Here is a 24,091-nt window from a genome sequence, read left to right as displayed (position 1 = left end):
CACGTGGCCTCAAACGGAGAACACCCATGAACACCCAAATCAGTCCTGATCCATTCACCACCAGCGCGCCCTTGATCAACAGCCAGCGTCTCTGGCAATCACTGATGGACCTCGCGCAATTGGGCGCGACGGCCAAAGGCGGTGTTTGTCGCCTGGCCCTGACCGATCTGGATCGTCAGGCCCGTGATCTGTTCGTGAAGTGGTGCGAAGAGGCCGGCTGCACGGTGACCGTCGATGCAATCGGCAATATTTTCGCGCGCCGGCCTGGCAGCGATCCGCAGCGCGCACCGGTCATGACCGGCAGCCACATCGACACGCAACCCACCGGTGGCAAGTTTGACGGCTGTTTTGGCGTCATGGCCGGACTGGAAGTCATCCGCACCTTGAACGACCTTGGCCTGCAAACCAGAGCGCCGGTCGAGGTCGTGGTCTGGACCAATGAAGAAGGCTCGCGCTTCCCGCCCTGCATGATGGGTTCCGGGGTGTTCGCCGGGAAGCTCGATCTGGCTGAGACACTGGCCAAGCAGGACGAACAGGGCCTGGTGGTCGGTGAAGAACTGCAACGTATCGGTTATGCCGGTAACCGCGCCGTGCTGGGTCATCCCGTGGGGGCGTACTTCGAAGCACACATCGAGCAGGGCCCGATTCTGGAAGACCAGCGCAAGACCATCGGCGTGGTCATGGGGTGTCTGGGCCAGAAATGGTTCGACCTGACCTTGAGTGGCGTTGAGGCTCACGCCGGTCCGACGCCCATGTCCTTGCGCAAGGACGCGCTGGTCGGCGCGGCGCATGTGGTCACCGCCGTCAACCGCATCGCCAACGCCAGCCAGCCTCATGCCTGCGGGACGGTAGGCTGCCTGAACCTTTATCCGGGCTCGCGCAACGTGATTCCCGGCGAGGTGAAGATGACCATCGATTTCCGGCATCTGCACAGCGACAGATTGCAGACCATGGTTGATGACTTGCAACAGGCCATCGAAAAGACCTGCGCTGACAATGGCCTGACTTATGAGCTGACGCCAACGGCCGACTTTCCGCCGCTGGACTTCGCCAGCCTCTGCGTCAATGCCGTGCGTGACGGCGCGCAGCAGTTAGGCTTGAGCCACATGGATATCGTCAGTGGTGCCGGACATGACGCAATTTTCATCGCCGAACTGGGGCCCGCCGGGATGATTTTTGTGCCGTGCGAAGGCGGCATCAGCCATAACGAAATCGAAAACGCCACACCCGAGGATCTAGCTGCCGGTTGTGCGGTGCTGCTTCGCGCGATGGCCAGTGCTGCGATGTAAGAGCGCGCGGGCAACCCCGTTGGAGGCTTGCCCGCGAAGAGGCCGGTACAGACCATCACTTTTCTGAACCTGAAACAATGCCTTCGCGGGCAGGCCTCGCCTCCAACGGGCGCCGACTTGGCTTCACCGCCGGGTAATCACCACCTCCAGGTATTCGCTGGGCACGACCAAAGATGACTCACCGGCACGGTTCAGGCGCGTCAGCAATTCGGTGAGGTCGCGCTCCAATGCCACGGCACCTTCGGGCGGGAGTGCGGCAAAGGCTTTGTGAACCGGGCCATACCAGGTGCGGAAGACTTCAATGAAATGCGCTGGCGAGCGGTAACGAAAGTTGAACTCTCGCCGTGTCACCTTGATATCTGCTGCCTTATCGCCAAACAGTTCCTTCAAGTGATCTTCCACACCCCACAGCGAAGGCGGTTTCACACCCGCTGGCGGTGGCAGGTGTTTGCCAAGAGTTTTGAACATTTGCCCGATGAAGCCTTCCGGTGTCCAGTTGGCCAGGCCGATGCGTCCGCCCGAACGACAGACCCGGGCCAGTTCAGCGGCGGCTCGCGGCTGGTCGGGGGTGAACATCACGCCGAAGGTTGACAGGACCGCATCAAACGATCCGTCTTCAAAGGGTAGCGCTTCGGCGTCGGCTTCCAGGAAGCTGACGTCGAAATGCTCGGCACGGCTGCGCTCGCGGCCGCGTTCGAGCAGGCCGCTGACGTAGTCGGTGGAGGTCACAACGCAACCACGGCGCGCTGCGGCGAGGGTGGCGTTGCCATTGCCGGCCGCGACGTCGAGGACGCGTTCGTCGTAATGCAGGTCGCAGGCTTCGGCCAGCAGTTCGCCGACCAGTTGCAGCGTGGTACCGATCACGGCGTAGTCGCCGCTGGCCCACGTAGTCATCTGGCGGTTTTTCAATGCTTGTAGATCGAGTGGTTCACTCATGATCGCGCTCCCTGTCTTCTCAACGCAGGTTTGGCAGATGGATATGCCATGCCGAGAAAACCAGGTAGCTGTGCAACATCTGAAAAGTCTGCAACACCTGCGACGATGGCAATGCTTGCTGCCGGAAGCTATGAACATAGCTGCATGTACCCGGCTGTACGCAAGCGTCGCCAGCCGTGCGGATAGATCCGTTGGTTTTAAACTTATAACTAACAGCGTCGGCGTTAGAGCAGCCCGGTGCAGACCTACTCAGTTCAAGCGGGAAGTAACGAAGATCAAGCGGATGGTGGCTAGTGCAATGGCTTCCGCATCGCCTTTGATAATATCGATCTGGGTTTGCAAGGTGTCGGACTTGCCAGGTTCTACCCTCGCGTCAGCCAGGCGGGTCATCTGGTAAAGATGGTCAGAGATGTCGTGCAAGCTGCCTTGCAGACGTTCCACCAGGGTCGCCAGTGGATCTTCGACAGGCAGTTTTTCAGCTACGTCCTCATGGGCAGGCGTCAATTGCAATCCGTCGTTGCCGGTCAGGGCTGGCAGTCTCAGACCGGTCACCACATAGGCAACGTCGATACCCGCCTGAGCAATACGTGACAGATAGTCCGCCCTGGGTGAGCGTACCCCGTTTTCGTAGTTGCCTTGAGCATTGGTTTCCACGCCGCCGATTGCACCGAGCGCACTTTGTGACAGCTTGAGTTTCAATCGTTCTTGTTTAAGCCGCTGACCAATCCCAGGCATATGGATATTTCCTTCCAGACGGTAGCTCCCCAGGTTGACCCGGTGAAGCGATAAAAAGCCTTGTTCATTGAGCGTACAGGCATTGTATCGAAGTCGCGCTCAGACCCGCGATGCTGATTGTCGCGTACGCTTCGCCGTTCGGCTCGGTTTGAACCGAGTCGAACGATACGCCTAAAATCCACTCAAGTGGATCGTTAGTTGGTACGAGAGTGTAGGAAATATACAACCGAGGTCATTCGGATTGTCTACGGGGCCGAATCAGCCTATCAGAGGCAGCGCGATTGCTGGTTTTGCGCCCAGTTTCCAGCGGTTTTGGCGATTGTGTCGGCCAGACGCGAAACCGCACGTTGGTGAGCGAGCACCAGATTTTCCATACCCAGACCGGCAGGTTCGCGAATCACGCTGCTGCAGGTCAGGTTTTGTGCTTTGGTACCGGCATTGCGCAAGCCCAGGTTCCACACCACGTCGATCATTGCATAGCTGCCCGGCACCGACTCGAAGCGGCGTACGTCGGTACGCAGCGACAGCACCGGCTGGCCGCTGTCTTTCGGTAAGCCTGCCATGTCCCGGCTGCCAAAGCGCCGCTCCAGTTGGCCGGTCAGTGCGTCGTGAAACTCATCACCCAGTGGCGACCCCCAGCGTTCCGCATCAAGAATGGCCAGGCTGCCATCGCCCTGGCGAATCACCAGCGGCGGTTGATCCACCTGTACCGGCATCAACACCGGCAGCATTTCGAACTGGAAAGGCGCGACCGCAACCGGCTTCTGTGCCGTGGTCGTGGCTGGCGCAATCAGCGTGTAGTAATGGGTCACGGTGGACGTGCAGGCAGTGGTCCCCAGCAACGCGGCCAAGGCGAGGAATTTCAGGCGCAGGGTCATTGCTGTGGCTCCAGATCGATTGCACGGGAAGAGGCGGGGGCTTTGTACGAGCCTGGCGCGGCATCGCCGGTGCGGCCACGTATCAAGGCTTCCGGATGACGGCTGAGGAAATCGGTCAACACGCGAACCGAACGGGCGGTGCGCTGCACTTCGTCCATGGCCTGGCCGAGTTGCACGCGAGCCGGGGAATCTTCACCCAGGCTGTCGTTGGCGGTATGCAGGGTTTTTTGCGCCTGTTGCAGGGTGCCGCGCATTTCCGGCAGGACCGTGCCGTTGACCTGCTTCAGGGTTTTCTGCAGTTCGCTCAAGCTGCCGTTGAGATTGTTCGCCAGTTCGTCGATAGGCAGTTTGCCCAGTTTGTCGACAAAGGCCTGCAGCTGTTCCTGCAACTTGTCGAAGCTGCCCGGTACGGTGGGAATTTCAAGCGGGCGGGCTTTTGGATCGAACACCACTTTGGGAGCCTTGGGATCGAAGTCCATTGCAATGTAGAGCTGGCCGGTCAGCAAGTTGCCGGTGCGCGCCTGGGCCCGCAATCCTCGGGACACGAAGCCGCCAAGGATGCGCGCCGATTGCTCGTCCTCGTCACCGGTGCCGCCCATTTTCTCGAGTTTGGCTTGCGCGGCGCCCAGTCGCTTGGGATAGATAACCGCACCGACGATGCCCGGGAAGGTTTGCGTCTGTGGATCGTAATCCAGGTCCACGGACACCACGCGACCGACGTTCACCCCGAGGAAATCCACCGGCGCGTTGACCACCAGGCCGCGCAGGGACTGATCAAAGCGCATGCGGATGTAGCGCGGCTCGCCATCGGGTGGCGCCAGCGCAGTCGCCTGATCGTCAAAAATCCTGAACTCGGCGTTTTCCGCCGCCGGTTTGGCGTCCGGGCTCCAGTTCGGTTCACGGAAGGCAATGCCACCGGCGACGATCGAGGTCAGCGACTGGGTGGCAATCTTCAGCCCGGCTGCGCCTAGCGTGACGTCGACGCCGCTGGCATTCCAGAAACGCGTGTCGGTGCTGACGTACTGGTCATTGGGGGTGTTGATGAAAATCTCGATATCGACGCCTTTGCCGTCCTTTGACAGGTCATAGGAAACCACCTGGCCCACCTGGATGCGTCGGTAATAGATCGGCGAGCCAATGTCCAGGGAGCCCAGGTCATCGGTGTGCAACTTGAAGCGCTTGCCTTTTTCACCGAAGGTTACCGGCGGCGGGGTTTCCAGGCCGAGGAAGTCGCCCTTGGTGTTTTCCGAACTGCCTGCATCGGCGCCAATGAACGCGCCGGACAGCAGGGTATCGACGCCGGAAACACCGTGGGCGCCGATTCGCGGACGCACTACCCAATACTGGCTGTCTTCCCGGGTGAACGGGCTGGCACTGCTGTTGAGTTCGATAGTGGCCAGGATGTGGGTACGGTCATCGCTGAGGGCGATGTCGCTGACGATGCCAATCACCACGTTCTTGTACTTGACCTGGGTTTTCTTGGCTTCCAGGCCTTCAGCGGTGAGAAAGCTGACGGTGATTTTCGGGCCGACGTTCATCCAGTCATGCAGCGCCATGGACAAGCCGATCAGACCGGCAACGATAGGCACCAGCCAGACCAGCGAAACACGCACCCGGCGTCGTTTGACCTCAGGCCGAAGCGGCGCGGAGGGGGAAGGGGGTAGGGCATTGTCAGACATCTTCAACCTCTGCGTCCCAGATAAGCCGGGGATCGAAACTCATGGCGGCGAACATCGTCATCACCACAACCAGACCAAAAAACAGAATACCGATGCGTGGCTCGATGGTGCTGAGCTCTCGGAACTGCACAAGCGCCGCCACCAGGGCGACGACCAATACATCGAGCATCGACCAGTAGCCGATCAACTCGATAAAACGATAGAGCCGCGACCGTTCCTGCATGGCCCAGGTACTGCGGCGCTGACAGGTGACGAGCAACATGCCCAGCACCACGAACTTGATGCACGGCACGACGACGCTGGCGATGAAAATCAGCAGGGCAATATCCCATGAGCCGCCTTCGAAAAATTCGATGACACCACTCATGATGGTGTTCTGGCTGCTGTTGCCGAACAGCGTGGTGTACATCACTGGCAGCAGGTTGGCGGGTATATAGAAAATCAGCCCGGCGATCAGAAAAGCCCAGGTCCGGGTCAGGCTGTTGGGCTTGCGGGCGTGTACCGCCGAGTCACAGCGTGGACACATGCGGGTATCGGCCGGGCAGACATAACCGCAGATATGACACAGGCACACATTGTGTTCGCTGGCATAAGGAATCCCGTTCATGACGGCTCGACTCCCAGCTCTTTCCACAGGCGACGAATGTCTTTGCCGGCGATCAGAATGATCAGCACCATCAACATTGCCATCGCCCACAAGCCAAGCCCCGGATGCACATCGAGCATTCCCGACAGCTTGACGATGGCCACCAGAATGCCCAGCAGACACACTTCCAGCATGCTCCATGGCCGCAAGTGCTCCAGGGCGCGCATGCAAGTCTTGAAACCCGGAGCGATCACCCCTTTGTGCGCATGCACCAGGACCCAGAACAGCAGACTTATTTGCAGCAGCGGGGCGAAAATGATTGCCAGCCCGGCCACCAGGGCAATCAGCGTGATGCGACCCTGAGCCAGCGCCTCGACCGATTGCCAGAGGGTCACTTGATTGCTCAGGCCCTGCATGCTGATGCTGATCACCGGAAAGTAATTGGCAAAGGCAAACAACACCGCCGCGCCGATGGTGAGGGCCAGTAATTGTTCGATGGTCAGGCGATGGCCACGGCCCAGTACCGCGCCGCAGCGCAGGCACAGAGCGGTTTCGCCATGCGCAAGCGGATGTGACTCATATAGCGAGTCGCAGTGCTCGCAAATGATCAGGTCCGAGGGCTGTTTCGTATCAGGCAAAGTGGGCTCATCTGCGTAAAAGTGACTGGGTGGAAAATTAATCAAACGCGGGGCTGGAAGATACCTTGTCGGCACCGATTCAGCCGAATTAAATCAAGACTGGTGCGGCGGTCGGTTTGCGTTATTGCATTGACCCCGGTTGGCGACCGACGTTCACATGTCACTACGCCATTATTCACTACCCAGGGCAACAAATGATGCAGGCCCGCGCTGATTGTCGTCTCAAGCGCTACAGGTGTAGCGGCGCGAGCGCGACAGATTAACTTCGTATTGCAATCAAGTCATTGAAATACAGGGTATTTATAAGCCTGGCACAGGCCTTGCTCTGTTGCTCTCCAGCCGGGACGATCGATCCCGGTTCTAATAAGAACGGAGAGCCTCATGAATCGATTTGGCCAACAACCTCGTCCCGGACCGCTCACGTCTCTCGTTGCTGCAGTCGCCCTGGTGCTTTCCTGCGCCAACGGCGCGTTCGCTGCCGGGGCCGCGCAGGTCGATGGTGCGCGAATCAGCGCCGCCGACCAGGAACCCGGCAACTGGATGAGCCACGGTCGTACCTACGATGAACAGCGTTTCAGCCCGCTGAACAAAATTAACGACGGCAACGTCGGCAAGCTCGGTCTGGCCTGGAGCTACAAACTGGACATTGACCGGGGTGTTGAAGCCACTCCTATCGTGGTGGATGGCGTGATGTACACCACCGGGCCGTTTTCCATGGTCTATGCGCTGGATGCGCGTAACGGCAAATTGTTATGGAAATACGATCCACAATCGGACCGCAGCCGCGCCGGTGAAGCCTGCTGCGATGCAGTGAACCGTGGCGTCGCAGTCTGGGGCGGCAAAGTCTTCGTCGGCGTGCTGGACGGACGCCTGGAAGCCATCGACGCCAAGAGCGGCCAGCGCGTATGGTCCGTGGACACCCGCACCGATCCCAATCGCAGCATCACTATTACCGGTGCGCCGCGCATCATCAACGGCAAGGTGATCATCGGCAACGGCGGCGCCGAGTATGGCGTACGCGGCTACATCACGGCCTACGATGCCGACACCGGCAAACAGGACTGGCGCTTCTTCACCGTGCCGGGCGATCCGAAACTGCCGCCGGAAAACAAGGCCATGGCAATGGCCGCCAAGACCTGGTTCGGCGACAAGTTCGTCGAGCAGGGCGGCGGCGGAACGGTCTGGGACTCGATGTCCTATGACCCGAAACTCAATCTGCTGTATTTCGGCGTCGGCAACGCTTCGTCGTGGAACCCGCGCCTGCGCTCCGAAGGCAAGGGCGATAACCTGTTCCTGTCGTCCATCGTCGCGATCAATCCGGACACCGGCGAATACGTCTGGCACTACCAGACCACCCCCGGCGATGCCTGGGACTTCACGGCCACCGCGCACATCATGCTCGCGGACCTGGAAATCGACGGCAAGATGCGCCAGGTCTTGATGCAGTCACCGAAAAACGGCTTCTTCTATGTCATCGACCGCAAGACCGGCGAGCTGCTTTCGGCCAAGAACATCGTGCCGATCAACTGGGCCACCGGCGTGGACATGAAGACCGGCCGGCCCATCGTCGACGAAAAAGCCGCCGTCTATTGGCGTGACCCGGAGAAAAAAGCCCTGCTGGTCCAGCCAGCGTTCTGGGGCGCTCACGACTGGCAGCCGATGTCCTACAACCCGCAGACCGGTCTGGTGTACATCCCGGCGCACATCATGTCGGCGTTGTATCAGGACGTGGATGGCGCGCCGCCGCGCAAGAAATTCAAGAGCATGTATCAGCTGCAGGTCAACACCGGAATGATGCCGGAAGATCCTGAAGGCCTGCGCAAACTCGCCGACACCTGGACCGGCAAGCTGATTGCGTGGGACCCGATCAAGCAGGAAGCACGCTGGGAAGTGCCGTACTCGACGATCTTCAACGGCGGCACGTTGAGTACCGCCGGCAACCTGTTGTTTGAAGGTACCGCCGACGGGCGAGTGGTCGCCTACTCAGCCGACAAAGGCAAAACCTTGTGGGAGCAGCCGGCCAATACCGGCGTAATGGCAGGCCCTGTGACCTATGAAGTGGATGGCGAGCAATATGTGACGTTCATGGCCGGTTGGGGCGGGGCGTTTTCCACTTTTGCCGGGGCCTTGTCCCTGCGCGCCGGGGTCAAGCCCAACGCTCAGGTGCTGACCTACAAGCTGGGCGGCACGGCGAAACTGCCGGATCTGAAATACAAATACGCCGACCGCAAGGTTGATCCACCGGCGTTCACCGGCACGACCGAACAGGTCGACAAAGGCCGCGCGCTGTTCAACGGCCATTGCGATACCTGCCACGGCATCAATGCCATCAGCGGCGGCGTGCTGCCGGACTTGCGCATGCTGAGCAAGGAAAACCATCAGATGTTCCTCGGCATCGTCTATGGCGGTCGCGTCCAGGACGGCATGCCGTCGTTCGCTGAAGAACTCAAGCCGGACGAAGTGGAGCTGGTGCATCAATACATCATCAAACGCTCCCATGACCTGCTCAACGATATGAAGTCGGCGAAGACGGTTGCGAAGTAAGCCGTTGAATTGATGATATTTCGTGGGAGCGAGCTTGCTCGCGAAGAGGCAAGTACATCCGGTGCATTTGCGAAGGTCAGACATTGCCTTCGCGAGCAAGCTCGGCTCCCACAAATCCCGCTTTTGCTTAACGGAGGATGCACACATGTCTCAATCACTGCCCATCTACCAAAGCTACATCGACGGCGCTTTTGCCGACGGCGATAACCTCATCGAAGTGTTCAACCCGGCTAACGGCCAGTTGCTGGGTTCGGTGCCCGAGACCAGCCTGTCGGAAGTTGAGCGCGCCATCGCCGCTGCGCGTGCTGCGCAGAAAGGCTGGGCGCGCAAGCCGGCCAATGAACGCGCGGGCTATTTGCATCGCATTGCAACCAAGGTCCGCGACAATGCCGAGCGCCTGGCGCGGATTATCACGGCCGAGCAGGGCAAGGTGCTCGGGCTGGCGTTGGTGGAAGTCAATTTCACCGCTGACTATCTGGATTACATGGCCGAATGGGGCCGTCGCCTCGAAGGGGAAATCCTCACCAGCGACCGTCCGGGCGAGAACATTTTCGTGTTTCGCAAACCGTTGGGCGTGATTGCCGGGATCTTGCCGTGGAACTTCCCGTTCTTCCTCATCGCTCGCAAACTGGCCCCGGCGCTGATAACCGGTAATACCATCGTCATCAAGCCCAGCGAAGAAACGCCGATCAACTGCTTTGAATTTGCCCGCTTGCTCGCTGAAACAGATCTGCCCAAGGGCGTGGTAAACATCGTGTCCGGCAAAGGCGCCACGGTTGGCAGCGCCCTGAGCAGCCACGCCGGGGTGGACATGGTCAATTTCACCGGCAGTGTTGCCACGGGCTCGCGGATTATGGCGGCTGCGGCCGGGAATATCACCAAGCTCAATCTGGAACTCGGCGGCAAGGCGCCAGCCATTGTCCTGGCTGACGCGGACCTGGGCCTGGCGGTGAAAGCAATTACCGCATCCCGGGTGATCAACACCGGGCAAGTCTGCAACTGCGCCGAGCGGGTTTACGTCCAGCGCAAAGTCGCCGACCAGTTTATCGATCAGGTCAGCGCGGCGATGGCGGCGACGCGCTATGGTGATCCGTTGGCAGAAGACAATCTGGACATGGGGCCGCTGATCAATCAGGCTGGGCTGGATAAGGTTGCGCAAATGGTCAGGACAGCGGTGGGCGATGGTGCACAGGTCATCACTGGCGGTTCCGTTGCTGATCGCAATGGTCAGGGCTTCCACTATCAGCCAACGGTGCTGGCCGGTTGCCAACAAGCGATGGAGATCATGCGCCACGAGATCTTCGGACCGGTGCTGCCGATCCAGATCATCGACGATCTGGACGAAGGCATCGCCCTGGCCAATGACTGCGAATTCGGCCTGACCTCATCGATCTACACCAAAGACCTCAGCTCGGCGATGCGCGCCTGCAACGAGCTGGACTTCGGCGAAACCTACATCAATCGGGAGAATTTTGAAGCGATGCAAGGCTTCCACGCCGGAGTGCGCAAATCCGGCATCGGCGGTGCGGACGGCAAGCACGGCGTTTATGAATTCACTCATACGCATGTGGTTTATTTGCAGATTTGATCTGGTGGGAGCGAGCTTGCTCGCGAAGGCGGTGTTCTGGACCCCGAACCGGTGGCGGGTTTGCCGGCTTCTTCGCGAGCAAGCCCGCTCCCACAGGTGTTACATCACCAGATTCGGCTGCACAATCCCGTGTTTCTTCATCTTGCGGTATAGCGTCGAGCGGGCCACGGCGAGTTCTTCAGCGACGGCTGTGATGTTCCATTGGTGCCGTTTGAAGGCTTCCATCAGGCGCTGGCCCTCATCAGCGGCGACCTGACCCGCCAGACCCTGGCTCAGCGGCAGCGCTGGATTGGCCGTGGCTTCAGGGCTGCGTGGCTGCAACACTTCCACTGGCAGGCAAGTGCTGTCGATATTTCCGTCGTCCGACAATGCCAGGGCGTAACGCAACACGTTGATAAGCTGGCGGATGTTGCCGGGCCATGGGAACTGGCGCAGCAGGTTTCTCGCCTGCGCATCGATTCTGCAGGCTTCGCCGCCCGCGAGGTCAGTCAGCACGCCGTCAATCAGGCTGTCGATGTCACGCCGCTCGCGCAGGGCCGGCAGGCGCAAGGTCATGCCACTGAGGCGATAAAACAGGTCTTCCCTGAACACTTTGTTGTCGATCATTGCCGACAAATCCTGGTGGGTTGCCGAGACAACTTGAATATCCAGCGCAATCGGCGTGTCGGCACCCAGCGGTGAAATCTCGCGCTCGGCCAGAACCCGCAGCAAACGGGTTTGCAGGTGCGCGGGCATGTCGCCGATCTCGTCAAGAAACAGCGTGCCGCTATTGGCCAGTTCCAGCTTGCCCTTCATGCCTTTCTTGCTGGCACCGGTAAAGCTGCCGCTGCGATAGCCGAACAGTTCGCTTTCGATGAGGGTTTCCGGGATCGCGGCGCAGTTCAGTGCAACGAAAGGTCCGCAGCGGCGCGAGCTGGCGTGGTGGATCGCCCTGGCGAAGGCTTCCTTGCCAGTGCCGGTTTCACCGTTGATCAAAATCGGCAGGTCTTTATCCAGCAGCTTGTACAGCCGGGTGACGCTTTGCTGCAAACCTGGATCATCGCCACTCAGGCGCTCCAGCGTCGGCGGATGCTGCACGACGCGCGTGCTGACCGGGGTTTCGCGTTTGGCCGGGGCGCGCACCTGGGCTGGCATGCGCAGCCCGACCTCCAGCTGGCCCTTGCCGGTATTGAGCCGCACCCCGTTGGCGCCGCCGTTGCACAGGCGCAGCAGTTCTTCGACGCTGTGCACCGGCAGCAGATCCTTGAGGGATCGGCCCAACAGCGGCCCGCTGTGAGTGGACTCGTATTCGACAAACGCGGCGCGATTGGCTCCGATCACCTGACCTTGCTCGTCAAGCGCCAGCAATTGTTCATTGGCCAGATCGCTGAATGCTTCGCAGGGCTTGATCATCAGGCTCAAGGTGTTGCGATGACTGTGCCTGAAATACGCGTTCTCGATCAGCCGGGCGTACATGATGACCAGTTGCAGGGTCAGGTATTGCGCCTGCTTGGGGCCGCCGCTGTTCAGGCACGAAGCATTGAGACAGCCACGCAGCTTGCCCAGCGAATCGAAGATCGGTGACACCGAGCAGCTCAAGCGGTCGTTGGCACGCAGGAAGTGCTCATCGCGGTGAATGATCAATGGCGTGCGCGCGGCGATGCCGGTACCGATCCCATTGGTGCCCACCAGCGCTTCATCCCAGCGTGCGCCGATCACCAGGCCGGATTCCGCGTAGGCGCTGGCTCCCGGCGGGACTCGCGAGTCGAGGGTAATCCCGTGTTCGTCGCTGAGCAGCACGGCGAAACCAGCCTTGCCGACCCGTTCGGCCAGCCCGCTGACGCCTTGGCCCGCGATGGACAGGTAATCCTGATTGAAGGCCTGATGCCGATGGATTTCCGCGGCGCTGAGCATGACCTTGGTTGCACGTCCCGCAGGTTGCAAGCCATGCTCGATGACGCTGCGATACCACGACTGGACGATCAAGCCGTCGGCGGGCAGGTTGCGATCCGGAAAATAATCACCGATGAACGCGTTCAGGTCGGCGGGACGGGGCAGGCTCGGTTGCAAGGACATGAAGACTCCGAATGCGGCTCCGCCAGAGGTTGCGCGAAACGCATGTTTATTGTTGTCGTTCTGGAGCAGAACAGGCAGCGGCTGATTTTTCAGTCATTCAGACTCTAGTCTTTTGTAATAAATACCGCTGGTTACAAAAAATATTTTTGTCTTTGTCATGGACTTGAAAACAGAGCAATAGTTGTACCGTCGCACGGGCCGGAGGAAGAAAGCGTCTGCTCCGCGCCTGACGCGCGGTTGGCAAAAAAACGGCCCTGCAACGTGTGACCCAAGGCTGCAACAGATGTAGCGAGAAGTGCGAAACGGGTGTCGCGAAGGCCGGGCCAGAGCCTCTGAAAGCCAACTTGCAGCCTGCCGCACGACGTGTATAACTGGCTTGCCGGGCTATTCCGGCGCAACTCTGGAGATTCGTCTATGTGGACCAAACCTGCATTCACCGATCTGCGCATCGGCTTCGAAGTCACCATGTACTTTGCCAGCCGCTGATCGGCAAATTGCGTCGTAAGGCTTCGTCAGACTTGTGCTGGCGAGGCCTTTTTTCATTTAAAGACCCAAAGCCTTACAGCTTCCCCCAACACTCCTCGGCGAAGACAACTCAAGCGGGCGACGGGACGAAACAGGCGAATCTGCACCGGGATGTCCCGCGATTCAGAGCCCGCCCGGTCTGGCCCGCTGCATCAGGAAACTGAGCAAGGTGCGGGCTGAAGCCGGGACGTTCTGGTCGTCGAAGATGATGCAAATGGGGGTGGTCTCGTCTTCGATGGTGATTTCGTACTGCTTCAGATCCCTGGCTTGATCCGAAACGAAGCTACAGGACTGGTTCAAGCCGCTGTCCCGGACCAGCTGCCGGAGTTGATCGGCCTCGGGTTGTTCGAGGCTGGAGGTGTTCACCTCGCAACTTTTGATGGCTCCGACAATGCCACCAGACTGGACGAAACAGACTTTCATCATCGCGCTCCCATACATGTTCGGATGGATCGGGCAGGACAGATCACACGGTAATCCCGACCTTCTTCCACGCCGCCTTGACCGCCTTTTTCGCGGCAGCTCCGTAGCGTTTGTTGCCGGCGACTTGCACCGTAATCCTCGCGCAATCGTCAAACTGGCTTGAGCTGTGCAGTTGCAGCATGGTTTCGTACCAGATACTGCCCGCCACTTCCCACGCATTGCCCCCCAGCGCCTTGGCCGTTAACACAAAGGCCCGATTGGGAATCCCCGAGTTGATGTGCACGCCGCCGTTATCCTTCGGCCCGGTGTACAGCCCGGCCATGGTTGCTGGCTGCGGGTCATCGCCCAGTTCCGGATCGTTGGCATAGGCCGTGCCGGGGAACTCCATGTCGCGAATGCCTCGGCGAGTGGGCGCAGGCACCAGTAACTCCTTGCCGACGACCCAGCTTGCATCTTCGACGGCCGTACCTTCTTTCCACTGCCGGATCAGGATGCCGAACACATCGGCGAAATGCTCGTTCAGCGCGCCTGATTGCCCTTGGTACGTCAGGTTGCTGGTGAACGATTGCACTCCGTGGGTCAGCTCGTGGCCGATGACTTCGAGGCTGCCGGTGAAGCGTTTGAAAACGATGCCGTCGCCGTCGCCATAGGCCATTTGCTGACCGTTCCAGAAGGCGTTATTCATCGGCACGAATTCGCCCTGGAAATCCACCTCCGCAACGTGGGCGGTGGAAACCAGCGTCATGCCGTTGTCGTCCAGAGAGTTGCGCTGAAACAGTTGCTCATAGAAATCGTAGACGTCGCCGGAGCCATCGTAGGCTTCGTCAACCGCGGCGTCGCCGGTTGCCTTCTGGTTTTCGGCGCGGGCGAGGGTGCCAGGCAGGGAATTGGTGCCCTTGGCGTCGTAGATCAGCCGGTTTTTCGTGCCGTCAGGGGATTTCTGCGCAAGCAGGGTCGGCATCGCTTGCGCTGACATACGGAACGCGACGAACGCTGCGCCGCTGGCCAGATTGGTGATTGCCAGGGCTCTGACACGCTCCAGAGGTGACTGAGCCATGTGTTCCAGGATGTACGGCGGAATGAAGCAATGGATGGAATGTCGAGTGCACATGCGCGAACCCCTTGCCCGGATCGGATAAACCAGTTTGGCAACGTCAGGTCCGCTGATGTTCCGACCGTTGGCCGGTTCGGTGAGATTTAAACAACGAACGAGTATTCTGCATGTCAAACGAGTTCGCATCATTAAAAGAGCAATTCGAATGGATATGCCTCACAAGACGTTTTCTAACGTTTATCGTGGGCAGGTGATCGAAGTTCTGGTTGTTTGCCCGTTGGGCGTCAAGGAAGTCGCTGAATTCATTATCCACGTCACGGTCACGATGGCGTGTCAGACAGCCATGCCCACCGTTATCTGTCGGCTGGGCTACGAGTCCGTCGATGAGGCCCGCCATGCGGGTGTCGTCGTCGGACAGAATCTTATTGATACACTCATCTGTTGACTCCACGGCCATTCTGGCGTTTTGACGCCTCGCTGCCGGTGACAGGGTGATAAACTCCCGGCACTTCAGACGAGGAGCAAGCAGACGTGCGCAAGATGGCAATAATGATCGCAGCTCTGGCCCTGAGCGGCTGTGATGTCGGCAAAACCCCGCCAACGCCGCCCAAGGTTCAGGCGGCTCAGACCGAGCAAACCGCCCCAGGCACTTCCGTGCAGTGGAACATCCAGATGAACACACGGGAGGCCGTGAGCGATACCAGTGCCTGGCTGCTTGAGCGCAGCTACGCGCCGTTTCTGGCGACCATCGACGGTAAGCAACAAATGCTGCTCGGCCCCTACAAAACCGAGCAGGAAGCGCAGGAACAGCTGGCTCTGTTGCAAGCCAAGATTACCAAGTCGCACCGGTTCGCCGCTCCGGTGGTGATCGAACGCGTCCAGTGATCGGTTCCCGTCCGCTCTGCGACAAATGAACCGCGACACTCAACCTTTGCTGTGCCACCCTCGGTTTACGCGCTCGAATCAATCGACGCGTGAATCCGGGAAACGCTTTTATGGACGAAATTCAACGGTTGGGCGAGTTATTGAGCGCCAATCAACGCAATGAAGAGCAAAAGCATCAGCAGTTTCATACCGGTCTCGCACAATGGGAGGCCAGTATCGAGGCGCTGTACCAGCAGATCGAAGCGTGGCTGAAACCTTTGATCGACAGCGGCCAAATCACTGTCGAATACGAGCCACATCTGGCGCAGAGCAAAGGTTATCCCGACGAAAACTCCCCGTTCCGGACGCAGCGCATGACGCTGACCATCGCGGGACGTCAGGTTGCGTTCATTCCGGATGCCATGGGCGCCAAAGGTTCGGTGTCGGTCGCTGCTACGGGCTTGAGCGTGCATGCCCAGGAAGTGGTGACACTGAGTTGTCAGGACCCTGCGCTGGGTAGTCAGTGGCTTGAGAAAAAACGGATAGGCGTGAAAGAGTCAGATGCTCAGCCGTTCACCGCAGATTACTTCGCCAAGCAGTTGCAGGCGCTGGTGCCGCTGCATTCCTGATCGATTGTTGGTGATGTGCGGGTTTTGCGAATACCCGTGGGACCGGATTTATCCGGGAAATGGCCAGTCTGGGCACCAGATGTTTACCTGAAACAACTCGGTGCCAGGAATGATGCCTTCGCGAATAAATTCGCTCCCACAGGTTTAACTGAACATTGCAGCTGTTTCCGGTCGATCAGTCGCGACGACCCAGCAACAGACCTACCACCAGGCCGAAACCTGCGGAGATCGCGACGGTCTGCCATGGGTGGCCACCGATATAAGTTTCGGTCGCTTCAACCACTGGCTTGGTGCGTTCACGCACGTTGGACACCGACTCTAGTGCTTGCTTGAGCTTCAGGCTCAGCTGCGCGCGCAGGGTTTCTGCGTCTTCGCCAACCAGCGCTGCGCTGTCCTTGAGCAATTTATCGGATTCTTCAATCAGCGCCTGAAGTTCGCTGAAGGCCTGATCCTTGATTTGCTCTGCAGTGTTTTGGGCAGCAGTTTTACGAGCCATGATGATTTCCTTCCAATTGATGACAACAGTGAGCAATGGAGTCTCGAGCCTACGGAAAAGTTGCAGCGGTTTGTATGACGTATCGCAATTCGCTCGTAGAATTTGCCCGGAACTTATCCATGACGGGTGTAAGATGCAGCCGGTTTTTAGTCACAGGTGACCGTTATGAGTTTCAATCTGGCCAACCGGCCTCTGCCTGAGCGCGCTGCACTCGAAGATGAAAAATCGCGTCTGTTCGATTTGTGGCAAAGCAACCTGGGCAAGGCCAAAAGCGACGCCGCTCGTCTGTTCGGCGAACGCTCCAAGCGCAAGGGCAAATGGTCTGAATGGGTACGTTCGGAGCTGGACCTCATGAGCCCGCCGGAATACGCCAACATGGTTCGCAGTGAAGTGAATCGTCTGGTGGCCACCAGCAAATAAGTCCGAACTTCTGCGTTATCTCGCGGGTTACCAGCTGCCGTCATCCGCATGCGGCAGGCTGAGCGTGCCGCTGTCGCTGAAACGCATGGTGCCAAACACGCCGCCAGCCAGTTTGCCCCGCAGCGTATACGGCAGGTTATCCAGGCTCTGGGTTTGCGTCAGGCCCACCGCCTGGCGCAACGCGGCGAAGGCGGAAACACTGACCGGAACCACCAGCACCGCTTCGGAAAAACGCCCGATGGTTCCCTGTTGATCGCTGACTCCCGACGCCAGCAGCTTGCCGTTGACGTCCAGGTCCAGCGCGACGCCGTTGTACTCGATAGGCGTCTCGTTGGGGTTCTGCAGGCGCAGCTTGACCGCCATGCGCACTTCAAGGCCTTGACCAGGCAGGGGCTCGATACCCACCACGTTGATATTGAGCGGGTCACGATTGGGAAACAGCGCGCATGCCGAGACACCCAGCAGTAAAAGGCTGATCAGCAAGGTACGAAAGGGGCGTAAGGGCATCCGGATGGCTCCAAGGGTGAAAAACAAGCGACGTTGCGTTATCCCGTCAGACCGCAATTGACCCTGGAGATTCGTTTTCCTCGGGCGTGGGCCTTATGCTGCGCAAATCGTAGCCTGGCGATCCCTGGATGGATAACCTCAAAACTGCTCGTACAGCCCAGCCTGACGGGGTTGAAAAAGACACTATTGCCATTGAGTTGGTGCGCGAGGCATTGCTGGAATGCGGCCTGAACGCCCAGGCTCGGTCGCGCTTGCTGGACACTGTCGGTATCGTTTCGGACCTGTTGGCCAGCGCCGGTTCGCGAGTCCCGGCCGCCGCCTATGCAGCGTTATGGCGCGCACTGGCGCAGGCTTGTGACGATGAGTTTTTCGGCATGGACGCAAGACGTCTGCGCCAGGGCAGCCTGGAATTTCTGTGTCGTTCGTCCATGACCCAGTCCACCGTCGCCGCCGGACTTGAGTCGGGCTTGAGTTTTCTGTCGCTGATGCTGGAGCGGTTCGGCGCGCGTTTGATCCGCCAGCACAGCGTGGCAGAAATCGTCCTTGATGAAGGCGACGCCGCGCAGGGCAGGGCATTCAGCTACTTCACCTACTGGATGATCGTGCACGGTGTTGCCTGCTGGCTGAGCGGGCGGCGTATCCCTATCCTCGCCATCGAATTGCGCTGTGCGGCGCCTGCCTTCATCGACGACTACAAGGTGATGTTCGGAGAGAACCTGCGGTTCGAGCGGCCTTGTTCGCGAATGATCTTTGCCGCCGATTGCCTGGATTTGCCGATCAAGCGCTCGCCCGCCGAGCTGCAGCGGTTCCTCGCCGGGGCGCCGGCCAATATTCTGGTCAAGTACCGCAACCCGCAAAGTCTGGCTATGCGGATTCGTCATGACTTGCACGAGCTGCCCGCCGAGCAATGGCCGGACACTGAAGCGCTGGCGAAACACTTGAGCATGTCGGCATCGACCCTGCGGCGTCGTCTCGCTGACGAAGGCCACAGCTATCAAGGTCTCAAGGACAGCGTGCGTAAAGAGTTGGCCATGCACTGGCTCGCCGAAGCAACATTAAGCTTTGCCTCCATCGCCGCGCGCTTGGGGTTTGCCGACACCAGTTCGTTCTACAAGGCCTTTCGCAAATGGACCGGGTCCAATCCCGGTCACTACCGCAGCGTCATGCTGGGATCTGAAGCCATTGCCGGCATTGACCAAACCGGTCATCCAGACTGAACGCTTTGACCATTGCCTGCGCCTGCTGACAGCGCGACTATCTCGGTTATTCCAAGAATAAAATCGAGATAGCGAGGTTTCATGGACATTCAAGACAAGGCCTTCATCGTCAGTGGCGGCGCATCAGGGCTGGGCGCCGCAACCGCACAGATGCTGATCGAGGCGGGCGCGCGGGTGATGCTGGTGGACCTCAATGCCGAGGCGCTGGCTGCGCAACGTGAAAAACTCGGCGCGCGCGCCCATGCGGTAGTGACTGATGTCAGTCGGGAAGATTCGGTCCAGGCTGCCGTGGCTGCAGCAGTAGCGGCGTTCGGTGAGCTGCACGGGCTGGTCAACTGCGCCGGAATTGTCGGTGCGCAAAAAATCCTCGGCAAGGAAGGCGTGCATGACCTGGAGAGCTTCCGAAGGGTCATCGACGTCAACCTGATCGGCAGTTTCAATCTGCTGCGTCTGGCTTCGGCAGTCATAGCCGAAAGCACGGCGAATGAAGGCGGTGAGCGCGGCGTGATCATCAATACTGCATCGGTGGCAGCCTATGACGGCCAGATCGGTCAGGCGGCCTACGCGGCGTCCAAGGGCGCAATCGTCAGCATGACGCTTCCGGCGGCCCGGGAACTGGCGCGCTTCGGCATTCGGGTCATGACGATTGCCCCCGGCATTTTCGAAACGCCGATGATGGCCGGCATGACCGCGCAAGTGCGCGACTCCCTCGCTGCCGGCGTGCCATTTCCGCCACGGCTGGGCAAGCCGGACGAATACGCAGCGCTGGTGCAGCACATCATCGAAAATCCCATGCTCAACGGCGAGGTCATCCGTCTGGATGGCGCCCTGCGCATGGCCGCCAAATGAGCAATCAGACTCAGGAGCTTGATCATGTCTAATAATCCCGCAACTCGTGATGATCCGGTGGTGATCGTCAGCGCGGTCCGCACGCCAATGGGCGGCTTTCAGGGTGATCTGCAAAGCATGACGGCTCCGCAACTGGGTGCTGTGGCCATTCGCGCGGTTGTCGAACGCGCCGGGCTGGCCTCGGCCGATGTCCAGCAAGTGCTGTTTGGTTGTGTGCTGTCAGCCGGGATCGGCCAGGCGCCGGCGCGACAAGCCGCATTGGGCGCCGGCCTGCCGACTTCGACCCTGTGCACCACCTTGAACAAGATGTGCGGCTCCGGCATGCAGGCCGCGATTCTCGGCCACGACATGCTGCTGGCCGGCAGCGCCGAGGTCATCGTTGCCGGCGGCATGGAGAGCATGTCCAACGCGCCTTATTTGCTGGATCGCGCCCGTAGCGGTTATCGCATGGGCCATGGTCAGGTGCTTGATCATATGTTCTACGATGGGCTGGAAGATGCTTATGAGCGCGGTCGGCTGATGGGTACATTTGCCGAAGACTGCGCCGAGGCCAATGGCATCAGCCGTGAAGCCCAGGACTCCTTTGCCATCGCTTCCCTGACTCGTGCCCATGCGGCTGCCGACAACGGCTATTTCAAGGCGGAAATCGTCCCGCTGCACGTGACGACAGGCAAGGAACAACGGGAAATCACCCAGGACGAACAGCCGCCCAAAGCTCGTCCCGACAAGATTCCGACGCTTAAACCGGCGTTTCGCCCAGGTGGCAGCGTAACGGCCGCCAACTCCAGTTCGATCTCCGACGGTGCAGCGGCGTTGCTGCTGATGCGCCGCTCCGAAGCGCAGCGTCGTGGCTTGCAGCCGTTGGCCGTGATCCATGGCCACGCGGCGTTCGCCGACGAACCGGGGCTGTTCACCACTGCGCCGATTGGTGCCATCAAGGCATTGCTCAGCCGTACTGGCTGGTCGTTGGACAACGTCGATCTTTTCGAGATCAACGAAGCCTTCGCGGTGGTCACGCTGGTTGCCATGAGCCAGCTGGAGTTGCCTCATGAGAAGGTCAACGTACACGGCGGCGCTTGTGCGCTGGGCCACCCCATCGGCGCGTCCGGTGCGCGCATCCTGGTCACCCTGATCAACGCCCTGAAACAGAAAGGCTTGAAGCGCGGCGTGGCGGCGATCTGCATCGGCGGCGGTGAGGCGACAGCCATGGCGATTGAAGTCGTATAAAGTATTTAAAATCAGTGTCTTACGTAACTAATTTAAAGTTGTTTGTATAACCAATTAATTTGAATGCAAGTGGATATATTTCAATGACTTATGAAACTATTCTGATAAATATTCGAGATAGGGTTGGTTTGATTACCTTGAACCGGCCGCATGCGCTGAATGCCCTCAATGCGCAGCTGATCAATGAGTTGAACCATGCGCTGGATGCGCTCGACAGTGACCGCAACATCGGTTGCATCGTGCTGACCGGCTCCGCCAAAGCGTTTGCTGCGGGCGCAGATATCAAGGAAATGGCTGATCTGGTTTATCCGCAAATCTACCTCGACGATTTGTTCGCCCACAGCGACCGGGTGGCGAACCGGCGCACGCCGATGATTGCCGCAGTGGCAGGCTTTGCCTTGGGCGGCGGCTGCGAGCTGGCATTGATGTGCGATTTCATTCTCGCCGCTGATAACGCGCGTTTCGGACAGCCGGAAATCAAACTGGGCGTATTGCCAGGCATGGGCGGCACCCAGCGCCTGACTCGCGCGGTCGGCAAGGCCAAGGCCATGGAAATGTGCCTGACCGGACGCCTGATCGATGCCCAGGAGGCCGAGCGAGCCGGGCTTGTGGCGCGCATCGTACCGGCCGAGCAGTTATTGGACGAGGCCCTCAAGGTGGCGAGCTCAATCGCCGAAAAATCCTTGCCGATGGCGATGATGGTCAAGGAAAGCGTCAATCGGGCCTTCGAAGTGAGCCTCGCCGAGGGCATCCGTTTCGAGCGTCGTGTGTTCCACGCGGCATTCGCTACTGAAGATCAGAAGGAAGGCATGGCCGCCTTTATCGAGAAGCGTGAGCCGCGTTTCAACGGACGCTAGCGCGAAGAGGCTGACGATCAGTCCTGTTCCACGAAAGCGCGTAGCCGTTGCTCGCTCCAGTTCTGCGCAAAGTAGTCTTGCAGCGTGATGCAGCAGTCGGGATGCACCAGGCAAAGGTGCGTCGGGCTTCTGCAGTACCGGGCCGCAAGCTCGCGCATCTGGGCGCAGGTCAGGCCGAGATAGCCTCGCTCGTCGGTTCTGCCCTCGTAGAGAAAATGCTGAGGCTCAAGTCGCGGCAAATGAGCCATGCCCGGGATCGACATGAACACGATGTACCAGATTCGATTGGCCAGCGGCGCTCCTTTGAGGCCGGGATGTTCGGTCAAACGTAAGTCGTCCTCCCAGCGCAGCGTGCCTGGCGGTCCGGCGGGCGGCACTCCGGGCGAAGTACAGGGTTGCAGGGTGAGCGTGCGCGGGCCAGTGATGGTGATTCCTGCGTTGCTCAACTCGAACGTCGCCTTGGCAGTGCTTACACGCAGGTCTTCCCGCGCTTCGAACAAGAGGTTGTCCCTCGCATTCAAATGAATACTGACCGGCGCTTTTTCGAGATTTACCCCGTTCAGCAGGATTGATGTTTCCGGGCGTTCGGCAACTTGCGATGCATTGCTGTGTAGCTGGACGCCACAGATGACCGGTTTGTCTGGATCGTTGTCGAAATGCCGCACCAGCAGTCGATCACCAGCGACCAGCTTGCTGACCGACACCTCCGCCAGATCCGGGAGGTCTGCCAGTGGCCAGCAGGCGTGTTCATCTGATGAGGACTGCGCAGTCTGCCAGTCGTAACGTACCGGGACTTGCCAGGTATTGCCGGTTCTGACGAACCCGGCCGCATCAGCCATCAGCGTCACCTGCTGATCGCCACGTATGCCGGGTTTATGGTGGGTGCAGGAGGGGCGAAAGGTCAGTGCCCAGGGCAGCACGCCAAAGCCGGTGCGATAGCCATGATCGAATGGTTCAAGCTCTGGCAATCTCGACAGTTGAACCATCCATGGCGCCTGTTCCTCGTCCGCTGCGCCAACAGCCGCGTCCAGAATTCCTGCCATGTCATGCGGGTCGCAGCCCTCCAGAACCTCCGGCTGTTTTCCCCAATGGTGCACCTTGACCAGCAGCCATTGGTCATTGAACAAGGTGACGGGGTGATCCAGAACCTGAATGATCTGGCCACTGGTCAGTGCGCAATAGCTGCTCCAACCCTGGATATGACGTCGCTCGCAACGCAGGCGCTCCAGCGTCCGAGCGCTTATCTGTCGATGGTGGGCTTCCTCGTCCCCGGGTCTTGACGTGTCGGTTCCGGTGTCGAAAGGCTGGTTATGTGCACTTGGCGCATCTGATTGCGCAGTGGTTGTCGATCTGGCGCTGCTGGTTTTGCAGTGGCGCCATAGCGGGTCATGGGCGCCAGTCCCGGCGTGAATGGTCAGGCGTTCGCTCAGGTAACCAAGGGTCGGCTGGCAGTGTAGGTTTTCATCGCGCTGCAAGCGTAGCGCGCCCTGGCGCTCCGGAAAGCTGGCCGGGTCATCGGCAAATATCAGCTGGTGCCCGGTCGGGCTGTGCTCAAACCGAAAATGAATGCCTTCCTCTTCGCAGAGCCTTTGCAGCAGATGCAAATCGGTTTCGTCGTACTGCACGCACCAGTCGCGGGGCGGATACATGCCGACTGGTTGCGCGAAGCGGTAGCAATTCTGGTCCAGGCCATGATTGTCCAGCAACTGAGTGATCAACTGCGGGACGCTTAAATCGGTGAATACGCGGCGCTGACGGCTTTGCTCCAGCTTCAGCAGGCTTGGCGTCAGGGTAATTCGATACAGGCTCAGGCAGGTTCCGGCATAGAGTTGCCTGGCGCTGTCGACCAGGCCGTGAACTCCCGCATGCTCGACACCAAAGGCCAGCCAGGCGGCGTTGCCGGTAAGACTGTCGATATCCAGATGCGGGTTGCTGCTGATCAGATCGACGTCAAAGCGATAAAGCTCGTTCAGGGCGTCGTGGCCGGTGAACCCGAGGACGCGCAGATCCATCAGGCTGCCAGTGAGTTTCAGCGTTATCGGCATTTGCTTGTCTTCGAACATCCACAGCGCTCCCAACTTGAAATTCAGGGTGC

General features: G+C 59.4%; 24 protein-coding genes. 12 read left to right on the top strand and 12 right to left on the bottom strand.

All coding sequences use genetic code 11. From position 1 onward, the window contains the following. Positions 1–26 precede the first annotated feature (26 nt). On the top strand, positions 27–1,289 hold the full coding sequence (locus tag ACP7E4_RS19105; RefSeq protein WP_426116977.1) for a Zn-dependent hydrolase: 1,263 nt from the start codon (positions 27–29) through the stop codon (positions 1,287–1,289). Between the two features lie 123 nt (positions 1,290–1,412). Here ACP7E4_RS19105 and ACP7E4_RS19100 read toward each other — a convergent pair whose 3' ends face one another. The 6 genes from ACP7E4_RS19100 to ACP7E4_RS19075 form a co-directional block, all read right to left on the bottom strand. Next, the gene (locus tag ACP7E4_RS19100) at positions 1,413–2,225 is read right to left on the bottom strand and encodes a class I SAM-dependent methyltransferase (RefSeq protein WP_426116975.1); all 813 of its coding nucleotides are present in this window, start codon (positions 2,223–2,225) and stop codon (positions 1,413–1,415) included. Between the two features lie 249 nt (positions 2,226–2,474). Continuing rightward, on the bottom strand, positions 2,475–2,960 hold the full coding sequence (locus ACP7E4_RS19095) for a helix-turn-helix domain-containing protein (protein ID WP_426116973.1): 486 nt from the start codon (positions 2,958–2,960) through the stop codon (positions 2,475–2,477). 266 nt (positions 2,961–3,226) lie between these two features. Then, positions 3,227–3,838, bottom strand: a complete 612-nt coding sequence (locus ACP7E4_RS19090; protein ID WP_426116971.1) for a PqiC family protein — start codon at positions 3,836–3,838, stop codon at positions 3,227–3,229. Beyond that, entirely contained in the window at positions 3,835–5,517 is a 1,683-nt protein-coding gene (locus tag ACP7E4_RS19085) for an intermembrane transport protein PqiB (RefSeq protein ID WP_426116969.1), read from the bottom strand. The genes ACP7E4_RS19090 and ACP7E4_RS19085 overlap by 4 nt, the downstream gene beginning before the upstream one ends. Beyond that, positions 5,510–6,124: a paraquat-inducible protein A gene (locus ACP7E4_RS19080; RefSeq protein WP_426116967.1), complete on the bottom strand. Its 615-nt coding sequence runs from the start codon at positions 6,122–6,124 to the stop codon at positions 5,510–5,512. The genes ACP7E4_RS19085 and ACP7E4_RS19080 overlap by 8 nt, the downstream gene beginning before the upstream one ends. Further along, positions 6,121–6,741 (bottom strand): paraquat-inducible protein A, encoded by a 621-nt coding sequence (locus ACP7E4_RS19075; RefSeq protein ID WP_341523825.1) that lies wholly within the window; start codon positions 6,739–6,741, stop codon positions 6,121–6,123. Before ACP7E4_RS19075 ends, ACP7E4_RS19080 begins: the two co-directional genes overlap by 4 nt. Positions 6,742–7,122: 381 nt before the next feature. Here ACP7E4_RS19075 and ACP7E4_RS19070 point away from each other — a divergent pair, with 381 nt between their 5' ends. After that, the gene (locus tag ACP7E4_RS19070) at positions 7,123–9,285 is read left to right on the top strand and encodes a PQQ-dependent dehydrogenase, methanol/ethanol family (protein WP_426116964.1); all 2,163 of its coding nucleotides are present in this window, start codon (positions 7,123–7,125) and stop codon (positions 9,283–9,285) included. A gap of 145 nt (positions 9,286–9,430) precedes the next feature. Beyond that, positions 9,431–10,873 (top strand): aldehyde dehydrogenase, encoded by a 1,443-nt coding sequence (gene aldA / locus ACP7E4_RS19065; RefSeq protein WP_426116962.1) that lies wholly within the window; start codon positions 9,431–9,433, stop codon positions 10,871–10,873. 99 nt (positions 10,874–10,972) lie between these two features. Here the strand turns inward: aldA and ACP7E4_RS19060 are convergent, their stop codons facing one another. Continuing rightward, positions 10,973–12,928, bottom strand: coding sequence for a sigma-54-dependent Fis family transcriptional regulator (locus ACP7E4_RS19060; RefSeq protein WP_426116960.1), 1,956 nt, complete (start codon positions 12,926–12,928; stop codon positions 10,973–10,975). Positions 12,929–13,342: 414 nt separating this feature from the next. Here ACP7E4_RS19060 and pqqA point away from each other — a divergent pair, with 414 nt between their 5' ends. Further along, positions 13,343–13,414, top strand: coding sequence for a pyrroloquinoline quinone precursor peptide PqqA (gene pqqA / locus ACP7E4_RS19055; RefSeq protein WP_010209364.1), 72 nt, complete (start codon positions 13,343–13,345; stop codon positions 13,412–13,414). A gap of 162 nt (positions 13,415–13,576) precedes the next feature. Here the strand turns inward: pqqA and ACP7E4_RS19050 are convergent, their stop codons facing one another. Both ACP7E4_RS19050 and ACP7E4_RS19045 read right to left on the bottom strand, forming a co-directional pair. After that, positions 13,577–13,876 carry a protealysin inhibitor emfourin gene (locus tag ACP7E4_RS19050; protein ID WP_426116958.1) on the bottom strand — a complete coding sequence of 100 codons (300 nt, stop codon included), beginning with the start codon at positions 13,874–13,876 and terminating at the stop codon, positions 13,577–13,579. Between the two features lie 43 nt (positions 13,877–13,919). Further along, positions 13,920–14,987, bottom strand: a complete 1,068-nt coding sequence (locus tag ACP7E4_RS19045) for a M4 family metallopeptidase (RefSeq protein ID WP_426116956.1) — start codon at positions 14,985–14,987, stop codon at positions 13,920–13,922. 148 nt (positions 14,988–15,135) lie between these two features. Here ACP7E4_RS19045 and ACP7E4_RS19040 point away from each other — a divergent pair, with 148 nt between their 5' ends. From ACP7E4_RS19040 to ACP7E4_RS19030, 3 genes are all read left to right on the top strand, one after another. After that, positions 15,136–15,375, top strand: a complete 240-nt coding sequence (locus tag ACP7E4_RS19040; RefSeq protein ID WP_020289981.1) for a hypothetical protein — start codon at positions 15,136–15,138, stop codon at positions 15,373–15,375. Between the two features lie 86 nt (positions 15,376–15,461). Beyond that, positions 15,462–15,815, top strand: a complete 354-nt coding sequence (locus tag ACP7E4_RS19035; protein ID WP_426116954.1) for a hypothetical protein — start codon at positions 15,462–15,464, stop codon at positions 15,813–15,815. A gap of 110 nt (positions 15,816–15,925) precedes the next feature. Next, on the top strand, positions 15,926–16,423 hold the full coding sequence (locus tag ACP7E4_RS19030) for a hypothetical protein (RefSeq protein ID WP_426116952.1): 498 nt from the start codon (positions 15,926–15,928) through the stop codon (positions 16,421–16,423). A gap of 175 nt (positions 16,424–16,598) precedes the next feature. Here the strand turns inward: ACP7E4_RS19030 and ACP7E4_RS19025 are convergent, their stop codons facing one another. Then, the gene (locus tag ACP7E4_RS19025; RefSeq protein WP_426116950.1) at positions 16,599–16,919 is read right to left on the bottom strand and encodes a DUF883 family protein; all 321 of its coding nucleotides are present in this window, start codon (positions 16,917–16,919) and stop codon (positions 16,599–16,601) included. A 165-nt stretch (positions 16,920–17,084) separates the two neighbouring features. Between ACP7E4_RS19025 and ACP7E4_RS19020 the strand changes: the two genes are divergently transcribed. Further along, positions 17,085–17,339, top strand: coding sequence for a hypothetical protein (locus ACP7E4_RS19020; RefSeq protein WP_426116948.1), 255 nt, complete (start codon positions 17,085–17,087; stop codon positions 17,337–17,339). A gap of 27 nt (positions 17,340–17,366) precedes the next feature. Here ACP7E4_RS19020 and ACP7E4_RS19015 read toward each other — a convergent pair whose 3' ends face one another. After that, positions 17,367–17,846, bottom strand: coding sequence for an LEA type 2 family protein (locus tag ACP7E4_RS19015; protein WP_426116946.1), 480 nt, complete (start codon positions 17,844–17,846; stop codon positions 17,367–17,369). 128 nt (positions 17,847–17,974) lie between these two features. Between ACP7E4_RS19015 and ACP7E4_RS19010 the strand changes: the two genes are divergently transcribed. The 4 genes from ACP7E4_RS19010 to ACP7E4_RS18995 all read left to right on the top strand — a co-directional run bounded on the left by ACP7E4_RS19010 (position 17,975) and on the right by ACP7E4_RS18995 (position 21,996). Beyond that, the gene (locus tag ACP7E4_RS19010; RefSeq protein ID WP_426116944.1) at positions 17,975–19,063 is read left to right on the top strand and encodes an AraC family transcriptional regulator ligand-binding domain-containing protein; all 1,089 of its coding nucleotides are present in this window, start codon (positions 17,975–17,977) and stop codon (positions 19,061–19,063) included. Between the two features lie 81 nt (positions 19,064–19,144). Next, positions 19,145–19,912 (top strand): 3-hydroxyacyl-CoA dehydrogenase, encoded by a 768-nt coding sequence (locus tag ACP7E4_RS19005; protein ID WP_426116942.1) that lies wholly within the window; start codon positions 19,145–19,147, stop codon positions 19,910–19,912. A gap of 24 nt (positions 19,913–19,936) precedes the next feature. Beyond that, a complete protein-coding gene (locus ACP7E4_RS19000) occupies positions 19,937–21,139 on the top strand; it encodes an acetyl-CoA C-acyltransferase (protein WP_426116940.1) in 1,203 nt (400 codons plus the stop codon). Positions 21,140–21,222: 83 nt separating this feature from the next. Further along, the gene (locus ACP7E4_RS18995) at positions 21,223–21,996 is read left to right on the top strand and encodes an enoyl-CoA hydratase (RefSeq protein WP_426116938.1); all 774 of its coding nucleotides are present in this window, start codon (positions 21,223–21,225) and stop codon (positions 21,994–21,996) included. Positions 21,997–22,013: 17 nt separating this feature from the next. Here ACP7E4_RS18995 and ACP7E4_RS18990 read toward each other — a convergent pair whose 3' ends face one another. After that, positions 22,014–24,059: a type VI secretion system Vgr family protein gene (locus ACP7E4_RS18990; protein WP_426224898.1), complete on the bottom strand. Its 2,046-nt coding sequence runs from the start codon at positions 24,057–24,059 to the stop codon at positions 22,014–22,016. Positions 24,060–24,091: the final 32 nt, after the last annotated feature.

The sequence above is a fragment of the Pseudomonas sp. DSP3-2-3 genome (assembly GCF_049898225.1).
Taxonomy (GTDB): Bacteria; Pseudomonadota; Gammaproteobacteria; order Pseudomonadales; family Pseudomonadaceae; genus Aquipseudomonas.
This window is presented reverse-complemented; position numbering and strand designations above follow the sequence as displayed.

What these genes read in the sequence shown, in the direction of transcription:
- ACP7E4_RS19105 (WP_426116977.1), top strand. Translation starts at nt 27, where the DNA reads ATGAACACCCAAATCAGTCCTGATCCATTCACCACCAGCGCGCCCTTG.
- ACP7E4_RS19100 (WP_426116975.1), bottom strand. Translation starts at nt 2,225, where the DNA reads ATGAGTGAACCACTCGATCTACAAGCATTGAAAAACCGCCAGATGACT.
- ACP7E4_RS19095 (WP_426116973.1), bottom strand. Translation starts at nt 2,960, where the DNA reads ATGCCTGGGATTGGTCAGCGGCTTAAACAAGAACGATTGAAACTCAAG.
- ACP7E4_RS19090 (WP_426116971.1), bottom strand. Translation starts at nt 3,838, where the DNA reads ATGACCCTGCGCCTGAAATTCCTCGCCTTGGCCGCGTTGCTGGGGACC.
- ACP7E4_RS19085 (WP_426116969.1), bottom strand. Translation starts at nt 5,517, where the DNA reads ATGTCTGACAATGCCCTACCCCCTTCCCCCTCCGCGCCGCTTCGGCCT.
- ACP7E4_RS19080 (WP_426116967.1), bottom strand. Translation starts at nt 6,124, where the DNA reads ATGAACGGGATTCCTTATGCCAGCGAACACAATGTGTGCCTGTGTCAT.
- ACP7E4_RS19070 (WP_426116964.1), top strand. Translation starts at nt 7,123, where the DNA reads ATGAATCGATTTGGCCAACAACCTCGTCCCGGACCGCTCACGTCTCTC.
- aldA (WP_426116962.1), top strand. Translation starts at nt 9,431, where the DNA reads ATGTCTCAATCACTGCCCATCTACCAAAGCTACATCGACGGCGCTTTT.
- ACP7E4_RS19060 (WP_426116960.1), bottom strand. Translation starts at nt 12,928, where the DNA reads ATGTCCTTGCAACCGAGCCTGCCCCGTCCCGCCGACCTGAACGCGTTC.
- ACP7E4_RS19050 (WP_426116958.1), bottom strand. Translation starts at nt 13,876, where the DNA reads ATGAAAGTCTGTTTCGTCCAGTCTGGTGGCATTGTCGGAGCCATCAAA.
- ACP7E4_RS19045 (WP_426116956.1), bottom strand. Translation starts at nt 14,987, where the DNA reads ATGTGCACTCGACATTCCATCCATTGCTTCATTCCGCCGTACATCCTG.
- ACP7E4_RS19040 (WP_020289981.1), top strand. Translation starts at nt 15,136, where the DNA reads ATGGATATGCCTCACAAGACGTTTTCTAACGTTTATCGTGGGCAGGTG.
- ACP7E4_RS19030 (WP_426116952.1), top strand. Translation starts at nt 15,926, where the DNA reads ATGGACGAAATTCAACGGTTGGGCGAGTTATTGAGCGCCAATCAACGC.
- ACP7E4_RS19025 (WP_426116950.1), bottom strand. Translation starts at nt 16,919, where the DNA reads ATGGCTCGTAAAACTGCTGCCCAAAACACTGCAGAGCAAATCAAGGAT.
- ACP7E4_RS19020 (WP_426116948.1), top strand. Translation starts at nt 17,085, where the DNA reads ATGAGTTTCAATCTGGCCAACCGGCCTCTGCCTGAGCGCGCTGCACTC.
- ACP7E4_RS19015 (WP_426116946.1), bottom strand. Translation starts at nt 17,846, where the DNA reads ATGCCCTTACGCCCCTTTCGTACCTTGCTGATCAGCCTTTTACTGCTG.
- ACP7E4_RS19010 (WP_426116944.1), top strand. Translation starts at nt 17,975, where the DNA reads ATGGATAACCTCAAAACTGCTCGTACAGCCCAGCCTGACGGGGTTGAA.
- ACP7E4_RS19005 (WP_426116942.1), top strand. Translation starts at nt 19,145, where the DNA reads ATGGACATTCAAGACAAGGCCTTCATCGTCAGTGGCGGCGCATCAGGG.
- ACP7E4_RS19000 (WP_426116940.1), top strand. Translation starts at nt 19,937, where the DNA reads ATGTCTAATAATCCCGCAACTCGTGATGATCCGGTGGTGATCGTCAGC.
- ACP7E4_RS18995 (WP_426116938.1), top strand. Translation starts at nt 21,223, where the DNA reads ATGACTTATGAAACTATTCTGATAAATATTCGAGATAGGGTTGGTTTG.
- ACP7E4_RS18990 (WP_426224898.1), bottom strand. Translation starts at nt 24,059, where the DNA reads ATGTTCGAAGACAAGCAAATGCCGATAACGCTGAAACTCACTGGCAGC.